Origin of the sequence: Pricia antarctica, assembly GCF_900101815.1 — a bacterium.
GTDB lineage: Bacteria > Bacteroidota > Bacteroidia > Flavobacteriales > Flavobacteriaceae > Pricia > Pricia antarctica.
In genome coordinates this window covers 206,785-228,158 of sequence record NZ_FNAO01000007.1, presented here as the reverse complement: position 1 = coordinate 228,158, position 21,374 = coordinate 206,785, and the positions used below count along the sequence as shown (strand labels likewise).

The window sequence follows — 21,374 nt, the reverse complement described above, 5'->3', positions numbered from 1 at the left end:
ATCATTTTAGGCTTAGTTTATTTTTAATTTCCGAGAATATAAGAGCCACGGCTTCGTCGACAGATTGGTTTTGGTCTAGTTCGATTGTTGGAAATTTAGGTTCTTCATAAGGAGCGGAAATACCCGTCATATTTTTGATTTCCCCTTTCCTTGCCATTTTATAAAGGCCTTTAACATCGCGCCGCTCGCACTCTTCCAAACTTGTATTTACGTACACTTCCACATAGTTGTCCTTGCCCATTATTTTTTTTATAAATTCCCTATCTTTTTTATAGGGCGCGATAAAAGCGGCAAGAACTACGATACCTGCATCTACAAATAATTTAGAGATTTCACCGATTCTTCTAATATTTTCCGATCGATCCTTCTCACTAAAGCTAAGGTTTTTGTTAATGCCCTTCCGTACATTGTCTCCGTCAAGCACATAGGTCTTTATATCCAAATCGTACAGCTTTTGTTCGAGAGCATTTGCGATAGTCGATTTTCCCGATCCGGACAAGCCGGTAAAAAACACAAGAAAAGAATTATGCCCATTTGCCTTCTGTCGGAGGTCTCTTCCGATTTTAAATTTTTGGGTTACAATATTTTTTTTCATTTTCTAGCTCTTTTTCTCTTTTCTAATCCAAAATTGATTCGGTACCAAGCGCGTTCGTGGAAGTAATACAAAATCATTTTGGTTACCACCTCTACCCCACCAATCTGTAATCCTGTTTGTACACTTCCAGTGATAAACCATGAAAGGAGAATAGTATCAAAAGTACCTATTATTCGCCAAGTTATGGTTTTTAGAATGTGTCTTCGCCGACTATCCGGTACGCCAAGATGTATCCAAATTCTTTCATGAAAATAATAAAGTATCATTTTTGTTATCACCTCGGATGCTCCAATCTTAAGACCTGTAAATGGATTTCCGGTGATGACCCAAGACAGTAAAATGGTGTCCAATGTACCGACAAGGCGCCATGTAACAGTCTTAGCAAAATGTCTTTTAAAGGAAATATTTTCCATTAATGGTGTACTATGAAAAAAGGATTGAGCAAATCATCCTTATTATATAACAAAGGCTTTTTCGTATCACGTTCATTGACTTTTAGACCGACCGCACTACAAATGGCTTGACCGGCTGCCGTATCCCATTCCATCGTAGGAGCAAACCTCGGGTAAACATCTGCTATGCCTTCAGCGACCAAACAGAACTTTAACGAACTGCCCTTCGAAACAATATCTACATTTTCATATTCTTTTTCGAGGGCTGAGATATAATCCAAGGTCATTTGGTTCATATGGGACCTACTGCCAACCACACGTATCGATTTCTTGTTTGGTTTTGCAGGATAAATACGATCAGTGACGTCAAAAACTTTGGCTGCCAATTTATAATCGTTGTCCACAATTGTTTTAAATGCCTCTTCCCTATGAACATCAGCATAGAACAACTCGCGTGTAAAAGGAACATAAATCACCCCTAAGATAGGGATACCATTTTTACATAGGGCAATGTTTACCGTGAACTCGCCATTACGCTTAATAAATTCCTTGGTTCCATCGAGGGGATCAACAATCCAACAGTATTTCCAATCTTTTCGAATGTCATAGTTACTATTTTTATTCTCCTCGCTAATAATAGGATATCCTGTATTTGCCAAACTGAAGTTGATAACCTTACTAGCGGCCAAGTCCGCTTCTGTCAAAGGCGATTGATCTTGTTTTAATTCAGAAGTATAATGTGGTTTCTCATAAACTTCCATTATTACTTTGCCAGCAAAGATTGAAGCATCAATCGCAATGCGCAAAATTTTAGCAGATATACCCATAGGCTTTTAAATATCGTAAAACTCGTAAAATAGAGGGATTTTTCCTATTTTAAAGCTTTTATTACGATGAAGAACCAATTAGTAAGATGAAAAAGATGAATTAATGTGAGTTTCAGTCTTCATTTGTAAATTTGTAAATTTAACCAAGCTCTTTTCAAATACCATGAATCGTAAAGCAAGTTTTACTTAATCCATGATATTAAGCTAACCTTACCATTGAATCGGTTTAAAACTCTTATTCAAGCGTTATAAAAAAGATTTTAAAACTTAATTCTGTAAAAAGTAAGTACCAATGTATAACAATAATCCGATTAGAGTTTAGATGTATCTATCCAAAAAATTTATCGCTCATAATGGCTGAATGAAATTTCTGGTGTGATAAATGAAATCTTTTGGTATTAAAACGCATTATATTTTACTACACTGAAAACCTCGTAAACCTTTGGGGTATTTGCTATTAGTTTGATTTAAGCGGACATCCTAAAATAGTCTTTTCATGCATATACTTCAAATTATTAATTCTTTACTTATTGGTGGTGCTGAAAAATTAGTTGTGGAAGCCTCAAAAAAAATAATTGAAAAAGGTCACCAAGTTGATATATTACTTTTTAAAACCACCAATTCATTATTGGAGCAAGAAGTTTTAACACGGACGGACATCACAGTTCATTTCTTAAGCGAGAATACCAACATCTATAATCCTTCTCATATCCTAAAAATAAGAAAGCATCTGCTGCAAAATAAATATGACGTTGTTCACGTACATCTATTCCCTGCTGTTTATTGGACAGCACTGGCAGTGCGTAAAAGTTTCAATGGAAAGCTGATCCATACGGAACACAATACGAAAAACCGTAGAATGGGCAATTGGTTTTATCGACAAATCGATAATATAATTTATAGAAAGTACGATTGCCATATTGCTATCTCCGATGCAGTTCGTAAAAGCTTGGATGTGCATTTAATGACAAAAAAAAGTAAAGTGGTAAATATTTATAATGGAGTGAACCTAGAAACTATCGCTTCAGCCAAAGCGATCGATAGAGAACAGCTTGGCCTTAATGATGATCAAAAAATACTAATACAGGTCTCTTCGTTTCGAAAGCAAAAAAATCAGGCAATATTGATAAAAGCTCTTGAAAGATTAAACGCTAACGTCCACCTATTACTTGTAGGAAAAGGAGAATTAATGTCGTATTGTGAAAGTTTGGCTAAAGAGTTATATGTCGAAAATCGAGTACATTTTTTAGGGGTGAGAACAGATGTGCCACAACTTTTAAAAACCGCTGATATCGTTATATTATCTTCCCACTACGAAGGCCTTTCACTGGCCAGCGTGGAAGGCTTAGCTTCGGGAAAACCTTTTATCGCTTCCAATGTTCCTGGACTAACCGAAGTAGTTGAAGGTGCAGGATTACTTTTCCCTAAAAACAACTCGGTCAGGTTGGCAGAAATGATTGACGAATTATTTACGGATAAAATCTATTATAATAAAATTGTGAAAGATTGCATGGCTCGCTCAAAAAAATACGATTTAAATATTATGGTCAATCACTATATTGAATTATATTCTGGATAAACGAACCTTTTTCTAGATACAATCCAATTAAAACTACTCCTCGCTAAAGGTTAAAAGATTTGGTCCGATTTCAAACCACCTGAAGCAACCCAATCCAGAAATCATCGTATTTATTGGTTGCTTCAAAACTCTTTAATGACTTCATTATTAATTCATCGGTTACCTATCCATAGATAACCAAAGTACCTACGGTCTCATAGGTGCCACCCCGAAAAAGCGTCGGTTATCTACTTGAATTTCATCAAACCATAACACGAGGATTTGACCTTGACACCCTGCACCAGATGTCTGAAACCCTTGAAACGAAAAACCAACATGAACATGGGGAAATGTTCTTAGGAGTCAGGTTTTTTGATGATTTAAAAGTTAAAAAATTTCGGATAAGTGTGGCTACAGCAAATATCCTTACTAATATTTGTGATTCAGAAAATATTGATTTTTATCAGTTTAAAGGAATGAGAAGTATTCTAATAATTCATATAAAAAAAATCTTAGATCGAAGCCTTCGCCTAGAGACGAGAAATTCTGTCCCTAAATGAGCCAATTAAAATTGTCGACATATTCATTTGCGTTTTGCTACTAAAAAATGCATTTTATCGATAAAATTGTACACTTCACAATATTTCTCAGGCCATGGAGTTTTAAAAACATGCTATTTCCCGTGAATACGTGAATACGTGAATAGATAATTCGATGACAAGAATCCTGTGGAATTGGATTAGTTTTACAAATTCGTATAGATATGTTGTAGACAAAAATTATCTAAACAGAATAGTGCTCAACGTAGCATAAAATAAGTGAGAGGTATCCATCCCCAAATTGGAGCCGTGATACAAAACCCCAAAATCATAACCTACTTATGAGAATATCCTTTTTAAAAATCGTTCAATCGATGATACTTGTTTTTATCTTGGTTTCACTTTTTTCCTGTAGTAAGGATACCGACTTGTTAGCTGATTACATCGTGTCCGATTTTCGGGAAGCGCGCTTTATCGGCAATTTGGCCATTGGCGATAATTTCGTGGTCGCCCCACAAAAAAGTATTGTTCTTGATGTTCTGGCAAATGACACATTTGTCAACCCCGATAAAGTAAAAATTGTTGAAACCTCACAACCTACCAAGGGTACTGTGGTAATTAATGAAGACAAAACTTTGACTTATTACCCAGATTCCTCAGATACACCTGAAACGCAAAATAATACCGGTGGTGACCTAGAGGATTCTCAATTCACCCCCGCAGAATATGGGAATGGAGAAGAGAACATCATAGCGGAGCAGTCCGATACCCCACAGGAAACTCCAGTAAAGGAAGATACGATAAAAAACCCAAACGTAGGAATAAAAGAAACCGAACAAACGCCCCAGCAGCAGGAAATACAACAACAAGCTCAACAAGACCAACCCAAAGAAACGATTACCGACGAGTTTACCTACACTGTCGAGACTACTGACGAAGATAACAAAAAGACCACTCAAGAAGCAGTAGTTACTGTTACAACTGATTTAGGATCTTTAAAAGCATTTCCTAGTGCCGAGGGTTATGGCAAGAATGCTTCAGGAGGCAGGGGTGGATTTGTTTACCATGTAACCAACCTAGCCGATAGTGGTCCGGGTAGTTTGAGAAACGGGGTTGAAAAAATTAAAGGCACCCGAACAATTGTATTTGAAGTTTCCGGATATATCACGCTAACAAAACCATTGAAAATTAGAAGAGGCTATGGCAATCTAACCATAGCAGGCCAGACCGCCCCGGAGGACGGAATAGCATTAAAAGGATCTAGTTTTTGGATACATGATTCTAACGTTATTATACGATATCTGAGAATAAGGCCAGGTAAGGCATGGCTACCTGCAGGTACCGGCGCTTCAACAAGTGAGAATTATGAACCAGACGACGCAGTAAAAATCAGGGCATGGTCTGGATCTACCATTAGGAACATTGTATTGGACCATTGCAGTATTTCTTGGGGAAGGGATGGTTTATTAGATATTGCAGGCTCTGCGAGCGGATTCTTAGAAGATATTACGATACAAAATAATATTATTGCAGAAAATGTTGACAAAGGTTATGGTACTTTGGTCGACAATAATGTTAGCCATGTCACGTTTTTCAAAAATTTATATGCTCATAACAAGGAAAGAAATATACTTTATAAAAATCAAACTTTCTATGTTGAATTTGTTAATAATATAATTTACGGATTCGATCGTGGAACTGTTTTATTTTACAATACTAAATCCGACATTATTGGTAATGTATATCTAACCAGCAACACCTCGAAAAGGGCTTTGGAAACCATAAGGTTAGGTACTTGGGACGAACCTAAAAGTGGTACTCGGTTGTATCAGTATGATAACACTGAGGATGGAGGCGCTATAACTATATCGTCAAATGGTAATAGTGATGTCATACCTCATTTAAGGAGTTCGGCAATTTGCAACTCCGATTTGACACCCATGCCGAACTCTAAAGTTATGAATACCGTTTTATCCAAAGTCGGTGCATCTTTGTTTAGGGACGAAGCCGATAATAGGATTATAAACGACGTTATTAATGGTACGGGGTCAAGAATTACCCATGAAAATCAAGTTGGAGGTTTCCCAATTCTCACATCCGTAACCAGGCCTTACAACTACGATAGCGATAATGACGGCATGGCCGATAATTGGGAAATCACCAATAATCTCGATCCAAATAATCCGAATGATGGAAATGCTGACGCCAACGGTGATGGATATACGAACCTTGAAAGCTTTCTCTATAGTTTAACTAAATCTTGACTGAGAGATTTAACTATATTTGCAACTTATTTCGAGCTGTCCTCTGTTCAATTCTAAATGGGGTAAAAAAATTTATATTGAAAATTGGTTTCTTTATCCGAATTAATTTATTCATTTCTGTCAAAAGTGCTCCTGTCGGAAATTTACCGGTAAAGTCTTCCAATTTTGAAATATTTTCTATGGAATGGAAAAGAAGAATATAGCTTTTGTAATTCACTCATTATCCTCTGGTGGGGCAGAACGTGTTGTAAGCATATTAAGTAATGCTTTGTCCTCACATTTCAATGTATACATAATAACTATTGAAGATTCGCCTAGTTTTTACGAACTGAAAGAAACGGTAACGCTATTGCACTGCATAAATGGTCTGAAACCCAGTAAAAATATCTTTGAAGCCATCAACTCCAATTTTAAGATTTATAAAGTAATTTCAAAAATATTGAAACAACAGAAAATCGATCTCTGCATTGGTTTCATGACGGCTAACAATATTCTGGCAACATTGGCTGGAAAACGTTTGGGCATACCCGTAATTATAAGTGAACGCAACAACCCTTATCTTCAAAGTGCCTCTACCAGCGCTTTTTGGAAGATATTAAGACGTATTGTATATCCAATGGCCGATGTATTAATCGTTCAGACCTTAAGGGTTAAAAGTTTTTACACGTCTTTTATTAAAGATGACAAAATGGTGATTATTCCCAATCCCATCAAAACTGACTTCGATAGAATGCCAGAAGTAAAAAAGCAGAATATAGTGCTTAATGTAGGTAGTCTTGAACATCAAAAAGGGCATGATGTCCTTATCCGCGCCTTTTCAAAAGCTAAACTCGAAGGCTGGCAACTTCATATAGCCGGTGAAGGCCGTTTAAGACCGAAACTTATGGATTTAATATCCGAATTAAGGCTTGAGAAACTTGTATTTTTGTTGGGGAAAAAGTCGAACATTATTTTCCAGTATGCGTCGAGCAAAATATTTGCATTTACCTCCCGATATGAAGGCTTTCCCAATGCTTTGCTGGAGGCAATGAACATGGGGTTACCTTGCATCTCGACAGACTGCCCTACTGGCCCGGACGAAATGATTCAAAACGAATTGAATGGGTATTTGGTGGCTGTAGACGATATCGATGCTCTTACCCTGAAATTGCAAACGCTCGCTGCGAATGATAATTTACGCCTTTCCATGGGCCAAGCAGCTCAAAAATCCGTAGAACAATACAGCACCGAAAATATAGTCGGTATTTGGAAGAACCTTATTGACCGTTTACTCGGTCAGCACCTTTAACATTTCCATTCTTTAATGATACCTAACAAAGTTCTCGAAACCTTCAATCGGTTAAGTAAAAATAAGGTTATTCAGAACTTAGTTTTGGTAAGTGGAATTACTTTTCTCATAAAAGGGCTAGGATTCTACAAAGAAACTATGGTCGCCGCTACTTTTGGCCTCTCTGAACTTTTAGATACTTTTTATATCGCCATTCTAGTTCCAACATTGATTAGCAACATTTTTTTGGGTGCTTATAGAAGCGTTTTTGTACCAAACTATATCGCCGAAATGAAAATTAAAGGCGACAAGGGCTCTTTTCAAGCAACAAGTTTTCTAATAACTGTGGTGGTAAGTTTCCTTTTTATGGGAATTGCCTATTTGTCCACGGATACATTTTTGGAGGAATTATATCCTGGGCATCCATCATCTTATTACACCTCGGTTAAACAACAATTCTACGTGCTTCTTCCATGTGTTATTTTCTGGGGTTTGGCTTCGTTGATAGGGGGATTGTTAAATATAGCCGATGAGTACCGACTTTCCACAATCGGTGGAATTTTTACGCCTTTGGCAATAATTTGTTGCTTAATTTTTTTTAAGGATGCTTTTGGCAATCAGGTTTTGGCAGCCGGTACGGTTTTCGGCGCTTTTGCCACCCTCTTGTATTTATTATTAGTAGCATTGTCAAAAAAAATTCTGTTTTTTGGAATTCCTGATTTTCAAAATAGCAACATTAAAATTCTCTTTTCGCAATTACCTGCAAAGGTATCCTCTAGCCTATTATCAGGTTTAAATACAATGGTAGACCAATTCTTTGCTGCACAATTGGTTGTAGGATCAATTGCCGCTCTTAATTACGGCCTTAAAATACCTGCCTTTTTAACAGGTCTTTTAGTAATAGCCTTTACTAACGTTTTACTGCCCCATTTCTCTAGATCGATATTAGAAAATAGGAAAAAAACCTTTGAGTCGCTCTTTAAAACATTAAAAATCGTTTTTGTTTCAGTAGCAGTATTGGTGCTTATAGGAGTGTTGATATCACATGACCTTGTAGCGTTCTTATTCGAGCGTAAAGAATTTGATTCGGAAGATACTTTGGTGGTAGCCCGGATACAACAGATTTTTTTAATCTATCTTCCGTTCTCTATTTCGGGCATGATAATGGTCAATTTTTTGACGAGCATAAATAAAAATGCCGTTTTAGCCTATATTTCACTTATTGCCCTAGTTTTAAATATAATCCTAGACTATATCTTTATGCAATATTATGGTATATTAGGTATTGCGATTTGTACAACTATAGTTTCAATCTTGAAAAGTACTACGGCTGCATATTATATTTTTAGATTAAAATTAAAAGAGTTTGGATAGTCATTAATTAAAAATCTAATCCAATTATATGTTTTCATTAAAGTCAATTATATCGGCAATAAGATCAAAATTATTAACTTCAAGCTATAAAAAAAGTAATATAAGTTTAGGAAAAGGTGTGCTTTTTACGAATAAACCCTTGATATCCGTACATGAAAAGGCTCAATTGATTATCGGTGATAATGTAACTATCAATTCTAAAAATATAGGTTACCACCTTAATATGTTTATGCCTTGTAAATTAATGGCGGATAGACCGGGTGCAATAATCGAAATCGGGGCGAATACAAGAATTCATGGAAGTTGTATACATGCCTACACTAAAATAAAAATAGGAAAGAATTGCCTGATTGCAGCCAATTGTCAAATATTCGACGGGAATGGGCACGACCTGTCCTTTCCTAATGTTTCAAACCGTATTAATACTAATGGTGATAGTAAGGAAATTAGTATTCAAGACAATGTTTGGCTTGGCACGGGAGTTATTGTATTACCTGGTATTACAATTGGTAGGGGCAGTGTGATTTCCGCAAATAGCGTGGTTCATAAAAATGTTCCGCCGATGGTCGTTGCCGGTGGTAATCCATTACGGATAATCAAAAGTTTTTGACAGTCCTACAGTTTGAGACTTTTAATCAAATACTCAAGAGAACATGAGATTATAATAGATTAAACGACAAACTCATTAGTAACTTTTAATATGAAATCATTGTTTTATAAATTCTATCATCATACCATGCTTGGAAACATTTTGAGATTTAGCTATCACAATATACTAAATCGTTCACCCAGCAAAATTTATACCAAGCATAGATATCGCAGAAAAACCGGGAAAGCATTAAATCTGACAAATCCGAAAGATTTGAACGAAAAAATCAATTGGTTAAAACTTTATGATCGGTCTCCATTGCATACGCAATGTGCTGATAAATATGCGGTTAGAGAATACGTGTCTGAAAAAATCGGAGAGCGGTATCTTGTTCCTCTTTACTTTCACACAAAAGATCCTAAGAAAATTATTCCTGAAAATATCAACCAAATTCCTTGTATCATTAAGACCAATCATGATAGCGGGGGAGGTATATTCGTATACCAAAGTGAAGGAAACGATTGGGAACAAATCCAAAAAGAACTTACTGACCGTTTAGAAATTAATTACTACAAAAAATATCGGGAGTGGCAATATAAGAATATTGAACCACGGATAATTGTCGAAAAACTGCTTTTAGACGAAAGTGGCAAAATACCCATGGACTATAAAATTCATTGTTTTAACGGGCGACCTGAAATTATTCAAATCGACCTTGACAGATTCTCCGACCACAAACGAAATTTGTATGATCCAAACTGGAATTTACTGCCATTCACATGGAGTGTTTGGGAAAACAACAAACCTTTATGGGATAACGGTAAGCAAATACCTCGTCCTAGAAATTTAGAGGAACTGATCAATCTAGCAATGGCTTTATCCTCGGAATTTATCTATGCAAGGATAGATTTTTATGAACTAAACGAATGTATTTATTTTGGAGAAATAACCTTTCATCCTGGCAGCGGGTTTGAGACTATCCATCCAGAGAAATGGGCGAAAATTTTGGGCGAACGCCTAAAATTACCCAAAAAGATTTAGATAGTAAGTAACTACATGACACAGTTGGTATGAAAGCCCTTATACTTTTAAAATATCTACTCTTATTTTTATTGTTTTGTAATTTTACCGCTTTTGCATTAGTATACATGGGGCCTGGTATGGGATCTCTTGTTAGCTATTCAACATCCTTACTTTTGCTGGTGTACTATTTCTTTTCAAAACCATGGCATAAACCCGCAATACCTTTTGTCATATTCAGTGTATTGTACTTTACAATAACCAGTTTTAATTATACCGAAATTGATACCACGAATTTTTTTATGAAAGAGTCACTGCGGTTTATGATTGCCATCATATGTGGTGCAGAGCTAATGTACCGCTGTAAACCAAAAGATTTTTTCTATATATTTTTGATAGGGGCCTTCAGTGTGATATTAAATGCCGTTGTCTTTCCCGAGGCCAATGTGATGTATGACTTAATTCGAGGACGCTATAGTGGCTTTTATCTCAACCCGAATTCTGCAGGTAGTGCCTGTTTGTTTGGTTTTGCCCTTTCTTACACCATTAAATCCAAAACTTGGCGGCTCTTAGGTCAGTTTGCTTTTACATTGGGGGGTATTGTTACCCTTTCAAGAACTTTTGTTATCGTATGGTTGCTAATTAATGTAATCGCAATTGCAAAAGATAAAAAGAACATACTAGTACCAATTATAGGAGGTATTGTTTTACTTGGAGTATTTACCTTCACCGATACCAAAATTTTTGCAAGCGATAGGTTTGACGCTTTAGAAAGTATTTTCGACGAAGGTCCTGTACAGACCAAAACATTAGAGCAGGATTCCAGAACTAGCACCTGGGCCATGTATTACGATATGATTATGGACAAGCCAATTTTCGGCCATGGCTTTATGAAACTTCAAAGAAAAAATGGAGTTTTACCAGGTGTTCACAATACTTACTTAATGGTCATTGGCGAATCAGGTATCATTCCTTTTTTACTTTTAATCGGACTATATGGTTATTTATTGATGGCAAGTTTCAAACTATTCAAAACCCGGCCCGAACTTTTCTATATCATGGTCATTGTCTCGCTTGCAATGTTGGTAAGCCACACCTACTTCTTCGCCTATAATAATGTATTACTCTCCATGTACGTCTATTTGGAGTTGAGGAAAATAAGGGAATTGGAAAAATAGACGAAAATGTGTATCATAACCAAAAAAACTTTAAATGCAGGAAAGTCATAGAACTAATTTTACTGAAAATAAAAGAATCAAAGTTGTTTTTATGATTCCGTCTCTTGTAGCCGGTGGAGCCGAAAAGGTATTTGCTTATGTTTCCCAGAACCTCAGTTCTGATAAATTCTCTACAACGCTTTTGGTAATGGGTAAATCGGAACAAACAACTTACTCAGTTGATAATGTCCCTGTTATATACTTGGGTAAAAGCAGGGTATTGCATGCCATTCCAAGTCTTTTTCACTTTTTGAGTCGAAATAAGCCAGATATTGTTTTAAGTTCAGTCGGGCATTTAAATATGGTATCCGGATTTTTCGCATTATTATTTCCTTCCATCAGATTTGTTATCCGACCGACCAATATCGAGTCAAAGGAAGTGGGAGGATGGTTGGTTAAGAAATGTTTCTCTCAAGTCGATGCTGTAATATGCCAATCGCAGGATATGGCTGATAATTTTAAGAAACTTTATAATACCTCTACTGATAAAATATGCATTATCGGTAATCCCATTACCAATCCAGATGAAATCAACGTGGTCGACAGTATCGAAAAAAATCACAACTTTATAACTGTAGGCCGTTTGAGCAAAATCAAAGGCCACGCCCGTATTCTAAGAATTCTTGCTCGATTGAACAAGAAATTTCATTATACAATAATTGGTGATGGCCCCGAAAGAGATAATTTGAGAGCACAGGCTAATGAGCTAAACCTAGACTCAAAAATCACTTATATATCCTATACAGATGAAGTAAACAAGTATCTTGTACAAAATGACTTGTTTTTACAAGGATCATTTTCGGAGGGCTTTCCTAATGCCGTGCTGGAAAGCTGTACCATGGGTACCCCTGCTTTGGCATTTGATGTTCCGGGGGGCACGAAAGAAATCATCGAGCATGATAAAAATGGTTATTTAGTAAAGAATGAAACGGAGTATCTTAGAATTTTAGCTGCTGATCATAATTGGAAACGTAGCGATGTTCGGAATTCTGTTCTATCAAATTTTAGTTCCGAAATTGTGATTGATAAATACGAAAAACTGATTCTTTCAGTTGTATCAAGTACTACTAACGAAAATTAGAATGACTACTACCGGAAAATTCGTTATTTCATTGGATTTTGAACTCTTTTGGGGCATGCGAGACCATCTGACCTTAGAAAGTTATGGAAAGCATATACTGGGTGTTAGGGAGGCATTGCCAAGGATGATCGAGGCCTTTGAGGCGCATCAGGTCAAAGGCACTTTTGCTACAGTCGGCTTTTTATTTGCGTCGGACAAAGAAGAACTCATCGCCTCCAGCCCCAAAGGCAAACCGCTATATGTCAATAAAAATCTTTCACCCTATAATGATAAGTTTGATGAGATTGGTGAGAACGAGGAATCGGACAAATATCACTATGCTCTTTCGCTGATAGAACTCTTACAAAAATACCCAAACCAAGAAATTGCCACCCACACCTTTTCCCATTATTATTGTCTGGAGAAGGGACAGACCAAGGAAAATTTCAGGGACGATCTCCTAGCAGCTAAAAAAATCGGAGAGGCCAAAGGTATTTCCTTACAAAGTATAATCTTCCCAAGAAATCAGTTCAATAAAGAATATATCGAAGTGCTAAAGGATTTGGGAATCACTTCATACCGCGGTAATGAAAAAATATGGTTCTTTAACGGGGGTATGGGTGAAGCTCCGAAGTTGATGAAACGCGCTTTTAGGCTATTCGATTCCTATGTAAACATTTCAGGACATAATTGTTACGATTTAGAAGAAATCAAGGCAGCGACACCCTATAATATTCCATCAAGTCGATTTTTAAGGCCTTATTCCCAAAAATTGAGTCTACTGGAGGATATTAGATTAAAAAGAATATTAAACGGTATGACTTACGCCGCCAAAAACAAAAAAGTGTATCATCTGTGGTGGCATCCGCACAATTTTGGAGTGCACCAAGAAGAAAATTTCAAGATATTAAATAAAATTCTCGATCATTACGACGCACTTAAATCCAAATATGGTTTTGAGAGTTCAACAATGGGTGAAATATCCGATAGGTTAACACAAGAGTCATGAACAAAAAAATAATTATGCTTACCGGAGGTGGTGAATCTTCGACCTTTATGTTTAACGGGCTGAAAAATGATTTTCCTATAGCAAACGTAATCATTGAAGGTAGAGGCAATAAAAAAAAATTTATTAAAAAAAGAATTAAACGCTTGGGCTATGTAAAGGTGTTCGGTCAAATATTATTTAGCTTGTTCGTTCCAAAAACCCTTAAAAAAAATTCCAAAAAACGTATCGATGAAATCAAGTCGCAATACCAGCTTGATGCTACCGAAATCCCTTCCGAAAAAATCAAAAATGTACCTTCGGTAAATTCCAAAGAGTGCATCTCATTTTTACAGAAAGAAAAACCGGATTTGATTATCGTAAACGGCACTCGGATTATTTCTAAAAAGGTATTGACCTGTATCGATACGACATTTGTCAATACGCACGTAGGCATCACACCCAAATACAGAGGGGTTCACGGGGGGTATTGGGCCTTGGCGAATGATGATAGAAAAAATTGTGGCGTAACCGTACACTTGGTAGATACCGGTATTGATACGGGAGGTGTGCTGTTTCAGAAAAGTATATCCCCAAATGAAAAAGATAATTTTACCACTTACACCTATTTACAGATTGGAGAAGGTATACAATTGATGCATCTTGCTATAGCCGATTTTTCTGAAAATAAGCTCCAAGAAAAAAAAAGTATGACCTCGGAGAGCAAGATTTGGTCTCATCCCACATTATGGTACTATCTTTATACCAGAATTTCCAAAGGTGTCAAATAGAATATCCCAGAGGGAGGCCTAATTGTATAGTATTCCAACACCGGGCCTTTTTAAAACGTAATACTTTATGAATATTGCTATCTTCATCTATTCGATGTCGGGCGGAGGTGCCGAACGTGTAGTTTCTTATCTCTTACCTTACCTAAAGAAACAGAATCATACCGTTCATCTCATTTTGATGAATACGACCATGAGTTATGCTCTTCCCGATGATATTCCAATGCATTATCTTGAAAAATCAAAAGCAAACGAAAACGGCATATTTAAGTTTTTGAAACTGCCGTTCTTGGCCTACAAATACGCCAAACTTTCAAAAAAGCTTCAACTAACCCATTCATTTAGCCTTTTGTCGCGTCCGAATTATGTCAATGTATTGATGCGCCATTTTAACAAAAGACCTCCGAAAATTATTGTCAGCGAACGCAATTACGCCAGTATGATATATGGGTATGGCGATATGCAATCAAAAATTAACAACTTTTTGGTCAAAAGCCTATACCCAAAAGCCGACTTGGTCATTGGCAACTCAAAAGCGAATGTAAAAGACTTAGTTGAGAACTATGGCATAAAAAAAGAGCTTACAGCAGTAATTGAAAACCCGATTGATCTACAAAAAATAGAGGAAATTGATCCACTACCCAATTTTTTCGATGATGCTTTCTTTAACATGGTGTCCGTTGGAAGATTCGACCCCGTAAAAAACCAACAGCTGCTTATTAAAGCTCTTGCTGCATTCCCCAATGCGCGATTGTATCTGTTGGGAAAGGGAATTCTCGGAAATGACCTGAGGAAACTTGTCGAAGATGAGAATCTCTCCGACCGCGTCCACTTCCTCGGTTTCGATGCCAACCCCTATAAATACCTAAAATCCGCCGATCTTTTTGTGTTCGGTTCGAACCATGAAGGCTTTCCGAACGTACTTCTAGAGGCTATGGCCTGTGGATTGCCTATTCTGACAACGAATTGCAAATCGGGTCCTGATGAAATCATGGAGCTCGATAAGCCCGCGGTCGATGCTCTGATGAAGACGCCCTACGGCATTTTGACCCCGGTAGACGATGTTGATTTGATGGCCAAAGGAATGGCGTATTTTATGGAAAATCCAGAGTATTTGCAATCATGTAAAATTAATGTTAGTCAAAGAATAAAGGCTTTTGAAAAAGAGGGCATACTAAAGGCCTATGAATTCGCCTTGTCGAAACAATAAAACCATAGAAATTGCGATTAATAACAGTAGCTTACTATTAACGCTCCTCGCCCCCATGAAAAAGAAATTATTCAGAGTTTCCGCTATTTCCGGATCACTTGCCGTTCTGCTGAAAGGCCAGCTGCGGTTTATGAATGAATATTATGATGTTACGGGAATCGCATCCGACGGATATCAGCATCAAAACATTAGAGACAATGAAGGTATAGAAACCATCCCAGTACGCATAAACCGAAAAATCAACCTTGTTGAGGATATTGTTTCTCTATACAAGCTCTACCGCATTTTCAAAGCTGAAAAACCATTCATCGTGCATTCCCTAACCCCCAAGGCGGGACTCTTGAGTATGATGGCGGCTTATCTCGCGGGTGTACCCCATAGAATGCACACCTTTACGGGACTCATATTTCCAACACAACAAGGATTTATGAAGAAAGTACTCATATTTTTCGATAAGGTTATATGTTTCTGCGCTACCAACGTATATCCTGAGGGAGAAGGGGTGAAAAGAGATATGATCCGATACGGCATCACCAAAAAACCTTTGAAGGTCATCTGTAACGGCAATGTAAACGGCATCGACCTATCCCTTTTCGACCCGGACCTGTACGATGGTAAAAAACAGGCGGAAATTCGGGGCGAATGGGGTATAGAAAATTCCGATTTTGTACTTTCGTTTATAGGTCGTATCGTTGTTGATAAGGGAATCGTTGAAATGGTTACTGCTTTTATTACGATATGTGAAACGCATAAAAACGTAAAATTACTATTAGTAGGCCCAAAGGAAGAGGAACTAGCTCCCCTACCCGACCGCATAGAACGTGAAATTGACGAAAACCCTAATATCATTCTGTCAGGGTGGCAACAAGATGTCCGGCCTTTTTTTGCCATAACCAATGTATTCGTTTTTCCCAGTTATCGTGAAGGTTTCCCCAATGTCGTGCTACAAGCGGGTGCCATGGGCAAATTCTGTATCGTTACCGATATCAACGGATCCCGCGAAATCGTGGAAGAAGGCATCAATGGCACCATCATTCCTGTAAAAGACGTTTCTGCGCTTACAACGGCCATGTGCGATGTGGTCGAAAACAGTGCAGCCTATAAAAGTCCCAATGCGACTTACCGGGCGTTGATTGCCCAGAAATACGAACAAAAATTGGTTTGGCAGGCACAGCTTGAGGAGTATAGGCGATTGGACAGTAAGCAATCCGACGATTAAACTCAAGGACCTTTCCCATTTTATCATTTTCTTTGCAACACAGAGAAAACGAGTTCATTGAACGTAAAAAACATCCTTTAAACAGAAATTATCGTACTTGGTCTATTTGACTGGATATTAAAGTTTTATAATCTTTATTTTCACGGTAACGGTAATTCACGATACTACTATTAAATGTACAAACGCTTTATCAAAAGAACCCTTGACATTATACTTTCGTTTATCATCTTGGTCGTATGCAGTCCCATTTTGATCGTCACCTATATTCTTCTAACCATCGCGAATAAAGGGGAGGCTTTTTTTGTTCAAAAGCGACCGGGGAAGCATGGTATTATTTTCAAAATCTTAAAGTTCAAATCAATGAACGATAAAAAAGGGGCGGACGGCCAACTTTTGCCCGATAGCGAGCGTATCACCAAGGTTGGTCAATTTGTACGAAAAACCTCTTTGGATGAAATTCCCCAATTGTTCAATGTACTTAAAGGGGATATGAGTCTCATCGGACCCAGACCGCTTTTAATCCAATATTTACCGCTCTATAGCGTGGAACAGGCCAAACGGCATAACGTCCGCCCCGGAATAACTGGATGGGCTCAAGTCAACGGAAGAAATACGGTGCCTTGGCCCCGAAGGTTCGAACTTGACGTCTGGTACGTAAACAACGTTTCCTTTAATTTAGACCTTAAAATCTTATGGCTCACCTTTTTAAAGGTGTTAAAGCGAGACGGCATTTCATCTGAAACCAGTGCCACAATGGAAGCTTTCACAGGAAATTAAACCTATGCAATTGAGTATCGTCATCCCTTGCTATAACATGGAGCATTACCTACCGGAATGCCTAGATAGCCTGTTGCATCAAAATTTGGACGCTTCCGATTTTGAGATGATTATTGTAAACGACGAATCAAAAGACGATACCTTGCGCATTGCCAATAGGTATGCCGACAAACACGACAATATCGTCGTTTTAGATAAAAAAAATGCCGGTGTCGGTGCCGCGCGAAATTCAGGTCTCGATATAGCTAAAGGAAAATATATCTATTTTCTGGACCCCGATGATTATCTGGCGGAAAACACCCTGCCGACCTTGCTGGCATTGATGGCCGATAATAATCTCGATATCCTCACCTTTAAAAGTAAATCGGTGGTGCAGGAACGCTATCCGTTCTCGGAAGATATTGACCGTCCTATCGAAAACCTAGATATCAAAGACGGCATTGCCTATATCGCTTCCCGAAAACATAAAAACGAAATTTGGTGGTATGTAATTAACCGGGGATTTATGCGGGCAACGGGCATCCGCTTTATAGAGGGGAAATGGATGGAAGATGCCATCCTGACCTCGGAACTGTTCTGTGAGGCCCAAAGAATGGCCCATGTCTCCCTTGATGTGCACCGCTACCGGATATTGCCCACCTCGGCTATGCGCAACAAGAGTCCGGAACACTATAACAAGGTCATTTATGACAATGCCAACGCCGCCCATGTGTATGATGGGTTGATCAAGAATATTCCAAAAGACCACCCCCATGCCGAGGGATGTATCAAACGCTTGAAAACCAGACAGCAGTCTTTTGTCTTCTTCTTGATGGTGCGGTTGATGAAGTCGGATATTTCAGTAAAGAAAATTCCGGAAATGCTGGAAGGATTCGAGAAAATTGATGCGTATCCCTTGAAAAAATTTTTGGGCGAAGATTACAAGGGTGCGGGATACTCGTTTTTGGTTTATATTTTTAACCACAAACCTTTGATGAATCCGTTTATCAAGATGTTCCGAACTTTTTATACATTCGTAAGATGAATATTTTAATCTCTTCTGCCGGAAGACGTGTTTCGCTGGTGCGGGCCTTTCAAAAGGAACTCCAAAAGGTGTATCCGCAGGCTAAAGTATTCGCTTCAGATGCGAATCCCCAGCTTTCGGGAGCATGCCATGTGGCAGACGGATATTTTAAGGTGCCGAAGGTAACCCATCCCGACTACCCAGATGCGCTGATACAACAGTGCAAGGCCTGTGACATACAATTGCTGATACCTACAATCGATGCCGAATTACTTCCCATGGCCATCAATGAAACCCTTTTCGCCGAGAACGGTCTAAAAGCGGTTATTGCATCGGAGGGCTTTGTCGAAAAATGTAGGGATAAAAGGCAAATCCATCAATTTTTTGAATCCCAAAAGGTGGCCTTTGCCCATGAGTACGCCAAAGACGACTACAAATTGCCCCTGTTCATAAAACCGATCGACGGCAGCCGTAGTATCGACACCTATGTAATCAAGGACGAAGCGGAACTGACCGACTACCACTTTGCCAATGACAAGCTGATGTTTCTCGAATATCTCGATCATAATTGCTACGATGAATTTACGTGCGATCTCTATTATGGTAAAGACCATGCCTTAAAATGTGTCGTACCCAGAAAACGTCTCGAAGTACGTGACGGAGAAGTATATAAAGCCTTGACGGTAGCCAATACTTTAGTGCCTTACATTAAGGAAAAATTGGGATATATCGAGGGCGCGGTCGGCTGTTTGACCTCCCAGTTTTTTAAACACAAGACCGATGACAATATATACGGCATAGAAATCAACCCTAGGTTTGGAGGCGGGTTTCCCCTCTCTTACCTATCCGGTGCCAATTACCCCAAGTGGATCATTCAGGAATTTTTACTGGACGAAAAAATTGATGATCAATTCGACTGCTGGGAAAAAGATTTGCTGATGATACGCTATGACGATGAAATTTTGGTACATGGATATAAAGGTTGATGCGAAAACGGTCATTGTCTTTGATCTTGACGATACCCTGTATAACGAAATGGAATATTTACGATCGGCCTATTCGGAAATTGCCCAAAGTGTAGACTCTGCACAATGGAGACCCCTTTTTGCCCGAATGTATTCCCTTTTTAGAAGTAAAAAGGATGTTTTTGAGTTTGTTTCCAAAACATACAAAATGGATAAGTCACACCTACTGAACACCTATCGCACACATGTTCCCAGCTTGCAGCCCTTCAAGGGCGTATTGGATACCCTGGCCCAGATCAAAGCCAAAAAGGGAAAAATCGGGATTCTCACCGATGGAAGAAAGACCACGCAACGCGCCAAATTAAAGGCTTTGGACATTATCGACCGAGTCGATAAAATCGTCGTTTCGGAAGAAGTAGGCTCGGAAAAGCCCGACGAAAGAAATTATCGAATCATCGAGGAAGCATTTCCCGACTGTACCTATCTTTATATGGCCGATAACCTCCGAAAAGATTTTATCGCCCCGAACAAACTCGGATGGCAAACACTCGGTCTAATTGACAACGGACTAAATATGCACTTCGACGGGCACGGCTACTTTGATAAAAGCCATATGCCGCAACAGTTTGTGACCTCTTTTGAGGAAATCAATATTGTATGAGATGGGCATCTCGACTGTGCTAGATGTGATTTAATTTGGAATTTTAAAATGATTCAACAATTGCAAAAATGATGGAGGCTAAACATAAAATCTGCTGTATCGGTGCCAACCTCGAATCTTTCGAGTGTTTGCGCTACTTGGTCGACCAAGGCTGTAGCATCCATACCCTGATTACCTTGCCGAGTGGCCAAAGTAAGCATGTATCGGATTATTACGACCTTCATGATTTTTGCAAGATTCATAAAATCAATGTACTGGATACAACAAACGTGAATTCCGATGAAACCATCCAAGAAATGAAAAAGATAGGTCCCGATTATCTTTTTACCTTGGGATGGAGCCAAATTTTTAAGGCGGATTTTATAGCATGCTTTTCAAAATTTGTGGTAGGCACCCATCCTTCAAAGTTGCCCCACGGACGGGGGCGCGCTCCCTTACCCTGGACCATCCTAGAGGATTTAAGGACATCGGCGGTCAGCTTTTTCAAGATCGATACCGGTGTGGATACCGGAAAATTGATTTTTCAACGGGAATTCGATATCCCGCCTAGAACCTACGTCAAGGATCTGTATAGTGAAGTCGCCAAACAGTTGGGCCTCGGTTTTCATGAGATATACAAGTCCATCATCGGCAAGGAGTCCATCACATTCTCGACCCAAGATGAAAAAGGCGTAACCATCCGAGGCAAACGCACGCCCGCTGACGGGCTACTGGAATTCGACAAAAAAATCGGGGATATCGAGAAGCTCATCCGCGCCGTGGCCGAACCCTTTCCGGGGGCCTACTGTTATTATAAAGAGGAAAAAATTGTCTTCTGGGAGGTAGAATTCGATGAAGAAGATATATATTTCGGGACTTTGGGGCAGATTCTCCAAAAAAATAAAAAGGGGATATTGGTGCAGTTTTTCGACGGTAAACTTTGGCTCAATCGCCCTAGTCATGAAAAAGGCAATGCTAAAGACCTCAAATTTTTCAGAATTGGCGATAAACTGGGATATAGTGTGCAAGATGCGATTTTCAAACTTAGCAATAGCCATGGTACTTGAGAAAATACTGCCAGAGCC

The 21,374-nt window shown here is 38.5% G+C and carries 20 protein-coding genes; 17 read left to right on the top strand and 3 right to left on the bottom strand.

Annotated elements, in window-relative coordinates:
* Nucleotide 1 precedes the first annotated feature (1 nt).
* From cysC to cysQ, 3 genes are read right to left on the bottom strand one after another with little or no spacing between them, the layout of a single operon-like run.
* Entirely contained in the window at nucleotides 2–595 is a 594-nt protein-coding gene (gene cysC, locus BLT07_RS14750) for an adenylyl-sulfate kinase (RefSeq protein WP_091870478.1), read from the bottom strand.
* Nucleotides 592–1,008 (bottom strand): DUF2061 domain-containing protein, encoded by a 417-nt coding sequence (locus tag BLT07_RS14745; RefSeq protein WP_091870473.1) that lies wholly within the window; start codon nucleotides 1,006–1,008, stop codon nucleotides 592–594. Before BLT07_RS14745 ends, cysC begins: the two co-directional genes overlap by 4 nt.
* On the bottom strand, nucleotides 1,008–1,814 hold the full coding sequence (gene cysQ / locus BLT07_RS14740) for a 3'(2'),5'-bisphosphate nucleotidase CysQ (protein WP_091870469.1): 807 nt from the start codon (nucleotides 1,812–1,814) through the stop codon (nucleotides 1,008–1,010). The genes BLT07_RS14745 and cysQ overlap by 1 nt, the downstream gene beginning before the upstream one ends.
* A gap of 496 nt (nucleotides 1,815–2,310) precedes the next feature.
* On the opposite strand from cysQ, the gene BLT07_RS14735 reads away from it, so the two are divergent.
* From BLT07_RS14735 to BLT07_RS14650, 17 genes are all read left to right on the top strand, one after another.
* On the top strand, nucleotides 2,311–3,393 hold the full coding sequence (locus BLT07_RS14735) for a glycosyltransferase (protein ID WP_091870466.1): 1,083 nt from the start codon (nucleotides 2,311–2,313) through the stop codon (nucleotides 3,391–3,393).
* Nucleotides 3,394–4,357: 964 nt separating this feature from the next.
* Nucleotides 4,358–6,175 carry an Ig-like domain-containing protein gene (locus BLT07_RS14725; RefSeq protein ID WP_175455341.1) on the top strand — a complete coding sequence of 606 codons (1,818 nt, stop codon included), beginning with the start codon at nucleotides 4,358–4,360 and terminating at the stop codon, nucleotides 6,173–6,175.
* A 184-nt stretch (nucleotides 6,176–6,359) separates the two neighbouring features.
* Nucleotides 6,360–7,463, top strand: a complete 1,104-nt coding sequence (locus BLT07_RS14720) for a glycosyltransferase family 4 protein (RefSeq protein ID WP_091870453.1) — start codon at nucleotides 6,360–6,362, stop codon at nucleotides 7,461–7,463.
* 15 nt (nucleotides 7,464–7,478) lie between these two features.
* A complete protein-coding gene (murJ, locus tag BLT07_RS14715) occupies nucleotides 7,479–8,816 on the top strand; it encodes a murein biosynthesis integral membrane protein MurJ (protein WP_091870448.1) in 1,338 nt (445 codons plus the stop codon).
* Between the two features lie 28 nt (nucleotides 8,817–8,844).
* Nucleotides 8,845–9,426, top strand: coding sequence for an acyltransferase (locus BLT07_RS14710; protein ID WP_091870443.1), 582 nt, complete (start codon nucleotides 8,845–8,847; stop codon nucleotides 9,424–9,426).
* Nucleotides 9,427–9,516: 90 nt separating this feature from the next.
* On the top strand, nucleotides 9,517–10,446 hold the full coding sequence (locus tag BLT07_RS14705; protein WP_245726566.1) for an ATP-grasp fold amidoligase family protein: 930 nt from the start codon (nucleotides 9,517–9,519) through the stop codon (nucleotides 10,444–10,446).
* Between the two features lie 281 nt (nucleotides 10,447–10,727).
* The gene (locus tag BLT07_RS14700; protein WP_175455340.1) at nucleotides 10,728–11,603 is read left to right on the top strand and encodes an O-antigen ligase family protein; all 876 of its coding nucleotides are present in this window, start codon (nucleotides 10,728–10,730) and stop codon (nucleotides 11,601–11,603) included.
* Nucleotides 11,604–11,637: 34 nt separating this feature from the next.
* Nucleotides 11,638–12,723 (top strand): glycosyltransferase, encoded by a 1,086-nt coding sequence (locus BLT07_RS14695; protein ID WP_091870433.1) that lies wholly within the window; start codon nucleotides 11,638–11,640, stop codon nucleotides 12,721–12,723.
* Nucleotide 12,724: 1 nt separating this feature from the next.
* Nucleotides 12,725–13,711: a polysaccharide deacetylase family protein gene (locus BLT07_RS14690; RefSeq protein WP_091870429.1), complete on the top strand. Its 987-nt coding sequence runs from the start codon at nucleotides 12,725–12,727 to the stop codon at nucleotides 13,709–13,711.
* Nucleotides 13,708–14,478, top strand: coding sequence for a formyl transferase (locus BLT07_RS14685; protein WP_091870425.1), 771 nt, complete (start codon nucleotides 13,708–13,710; stop codon nucleotides 14,476–14,478). The genes BLT07_RS14690 and BLT07_RS14685 overlap by 4 nt, the downstream gene beginning before the upstream one ends.
* A 67-nt stretch (nucleotides 14,479–14,545) precedes the next feature.
* The gene (locus tag BLT07_RS14680; protein WP_091870422.1) at nucleotides 14,546–15,685 is read left to right on the top strand and encodes a glycosyltransferase; all 1,140 of its coding nucleotides are present in this window, start codon (nucleotides 14,546–14,548) and stop codon (nucleotides 15,683–15,685) included.
* Nucleotides 15,686–15,740: 55 nt separating this feature from the next.
* Nucleotides 15,741–16,904: a glycosyltransferase gene (locus tag BLT07_RS14675; RefSeq protein WP_091871048.1), complete on the top strand. Its 1,164-nt coding sequence runs from the start codon at nucleotides 15,741–15,743 to the stop codon at nucleotides 16,902–16,904.
* Nucleotides 16,905–17,078: 174 nt separating this feature from the next.
* Entirely contained in the window at nucleotides 17,079–17,681 is a 603-nt protein-coding gene (locus tag BLT07_RS14670) for a sugar transferase (protein ID WP_091870417.1), read from the top strand.
* A gap of 4 nt (nucleotides 17,682–17,685) precedes the next feature.
* Nucleotides 17,686–18,705, top strand: coding sequence for a glycosyltransferase (locus tag BLT07_RS14665; RefSeq protein WP_091870413.1), 1,020 nt, complete (start codon nucleotides 17,686–17,688; stop codon nucleotides 18,703–18,705).
* Nucleotides 18,702–19,670: an ATP-grasp domain-containing protein gene (locus BLT07_RS14660; RefSeq protein WP_091870408.1), complete on the top strand. Its 969-nt coding sequence runs from the start codon at nucleotides 18,702–18,704 to the stop codon at nucleotides 19,668–19,670. Before BLT07_RS14665 ends, BLT07_RS14660 begins: the two co-directional genes overlap by 4 nt.
* Entirely contained in the window at nucleotides 19,654–20,310 is a 657-nt protein-coding gene (locus BLT07_RS14655; RefSeq protein WP_175455339.1) for an HAD family hydrolase, read from the top strand. The genes BLT07_RS14660 and BLT07_RS14655 overlap by 17 nt, the downstream gene beginning before the upstream one ends.
* Nucleotides 20,311–20,378: 68 nt before the next feature.
* Nucleotides 20,379–21,356 (top strand): methionyl-tRNA formyltransferase, encoded by a 978-nt coding sequence (locus BLT07_RS14650; protein ID WP_091870402.1) that lies wholly within the window; start codon nucleotides 20,379–20,381, stop codon nucleotides 21,354–21,356.
* Nucleotides 21,357–21,374 lie beyond the last annotated feature (18 nt).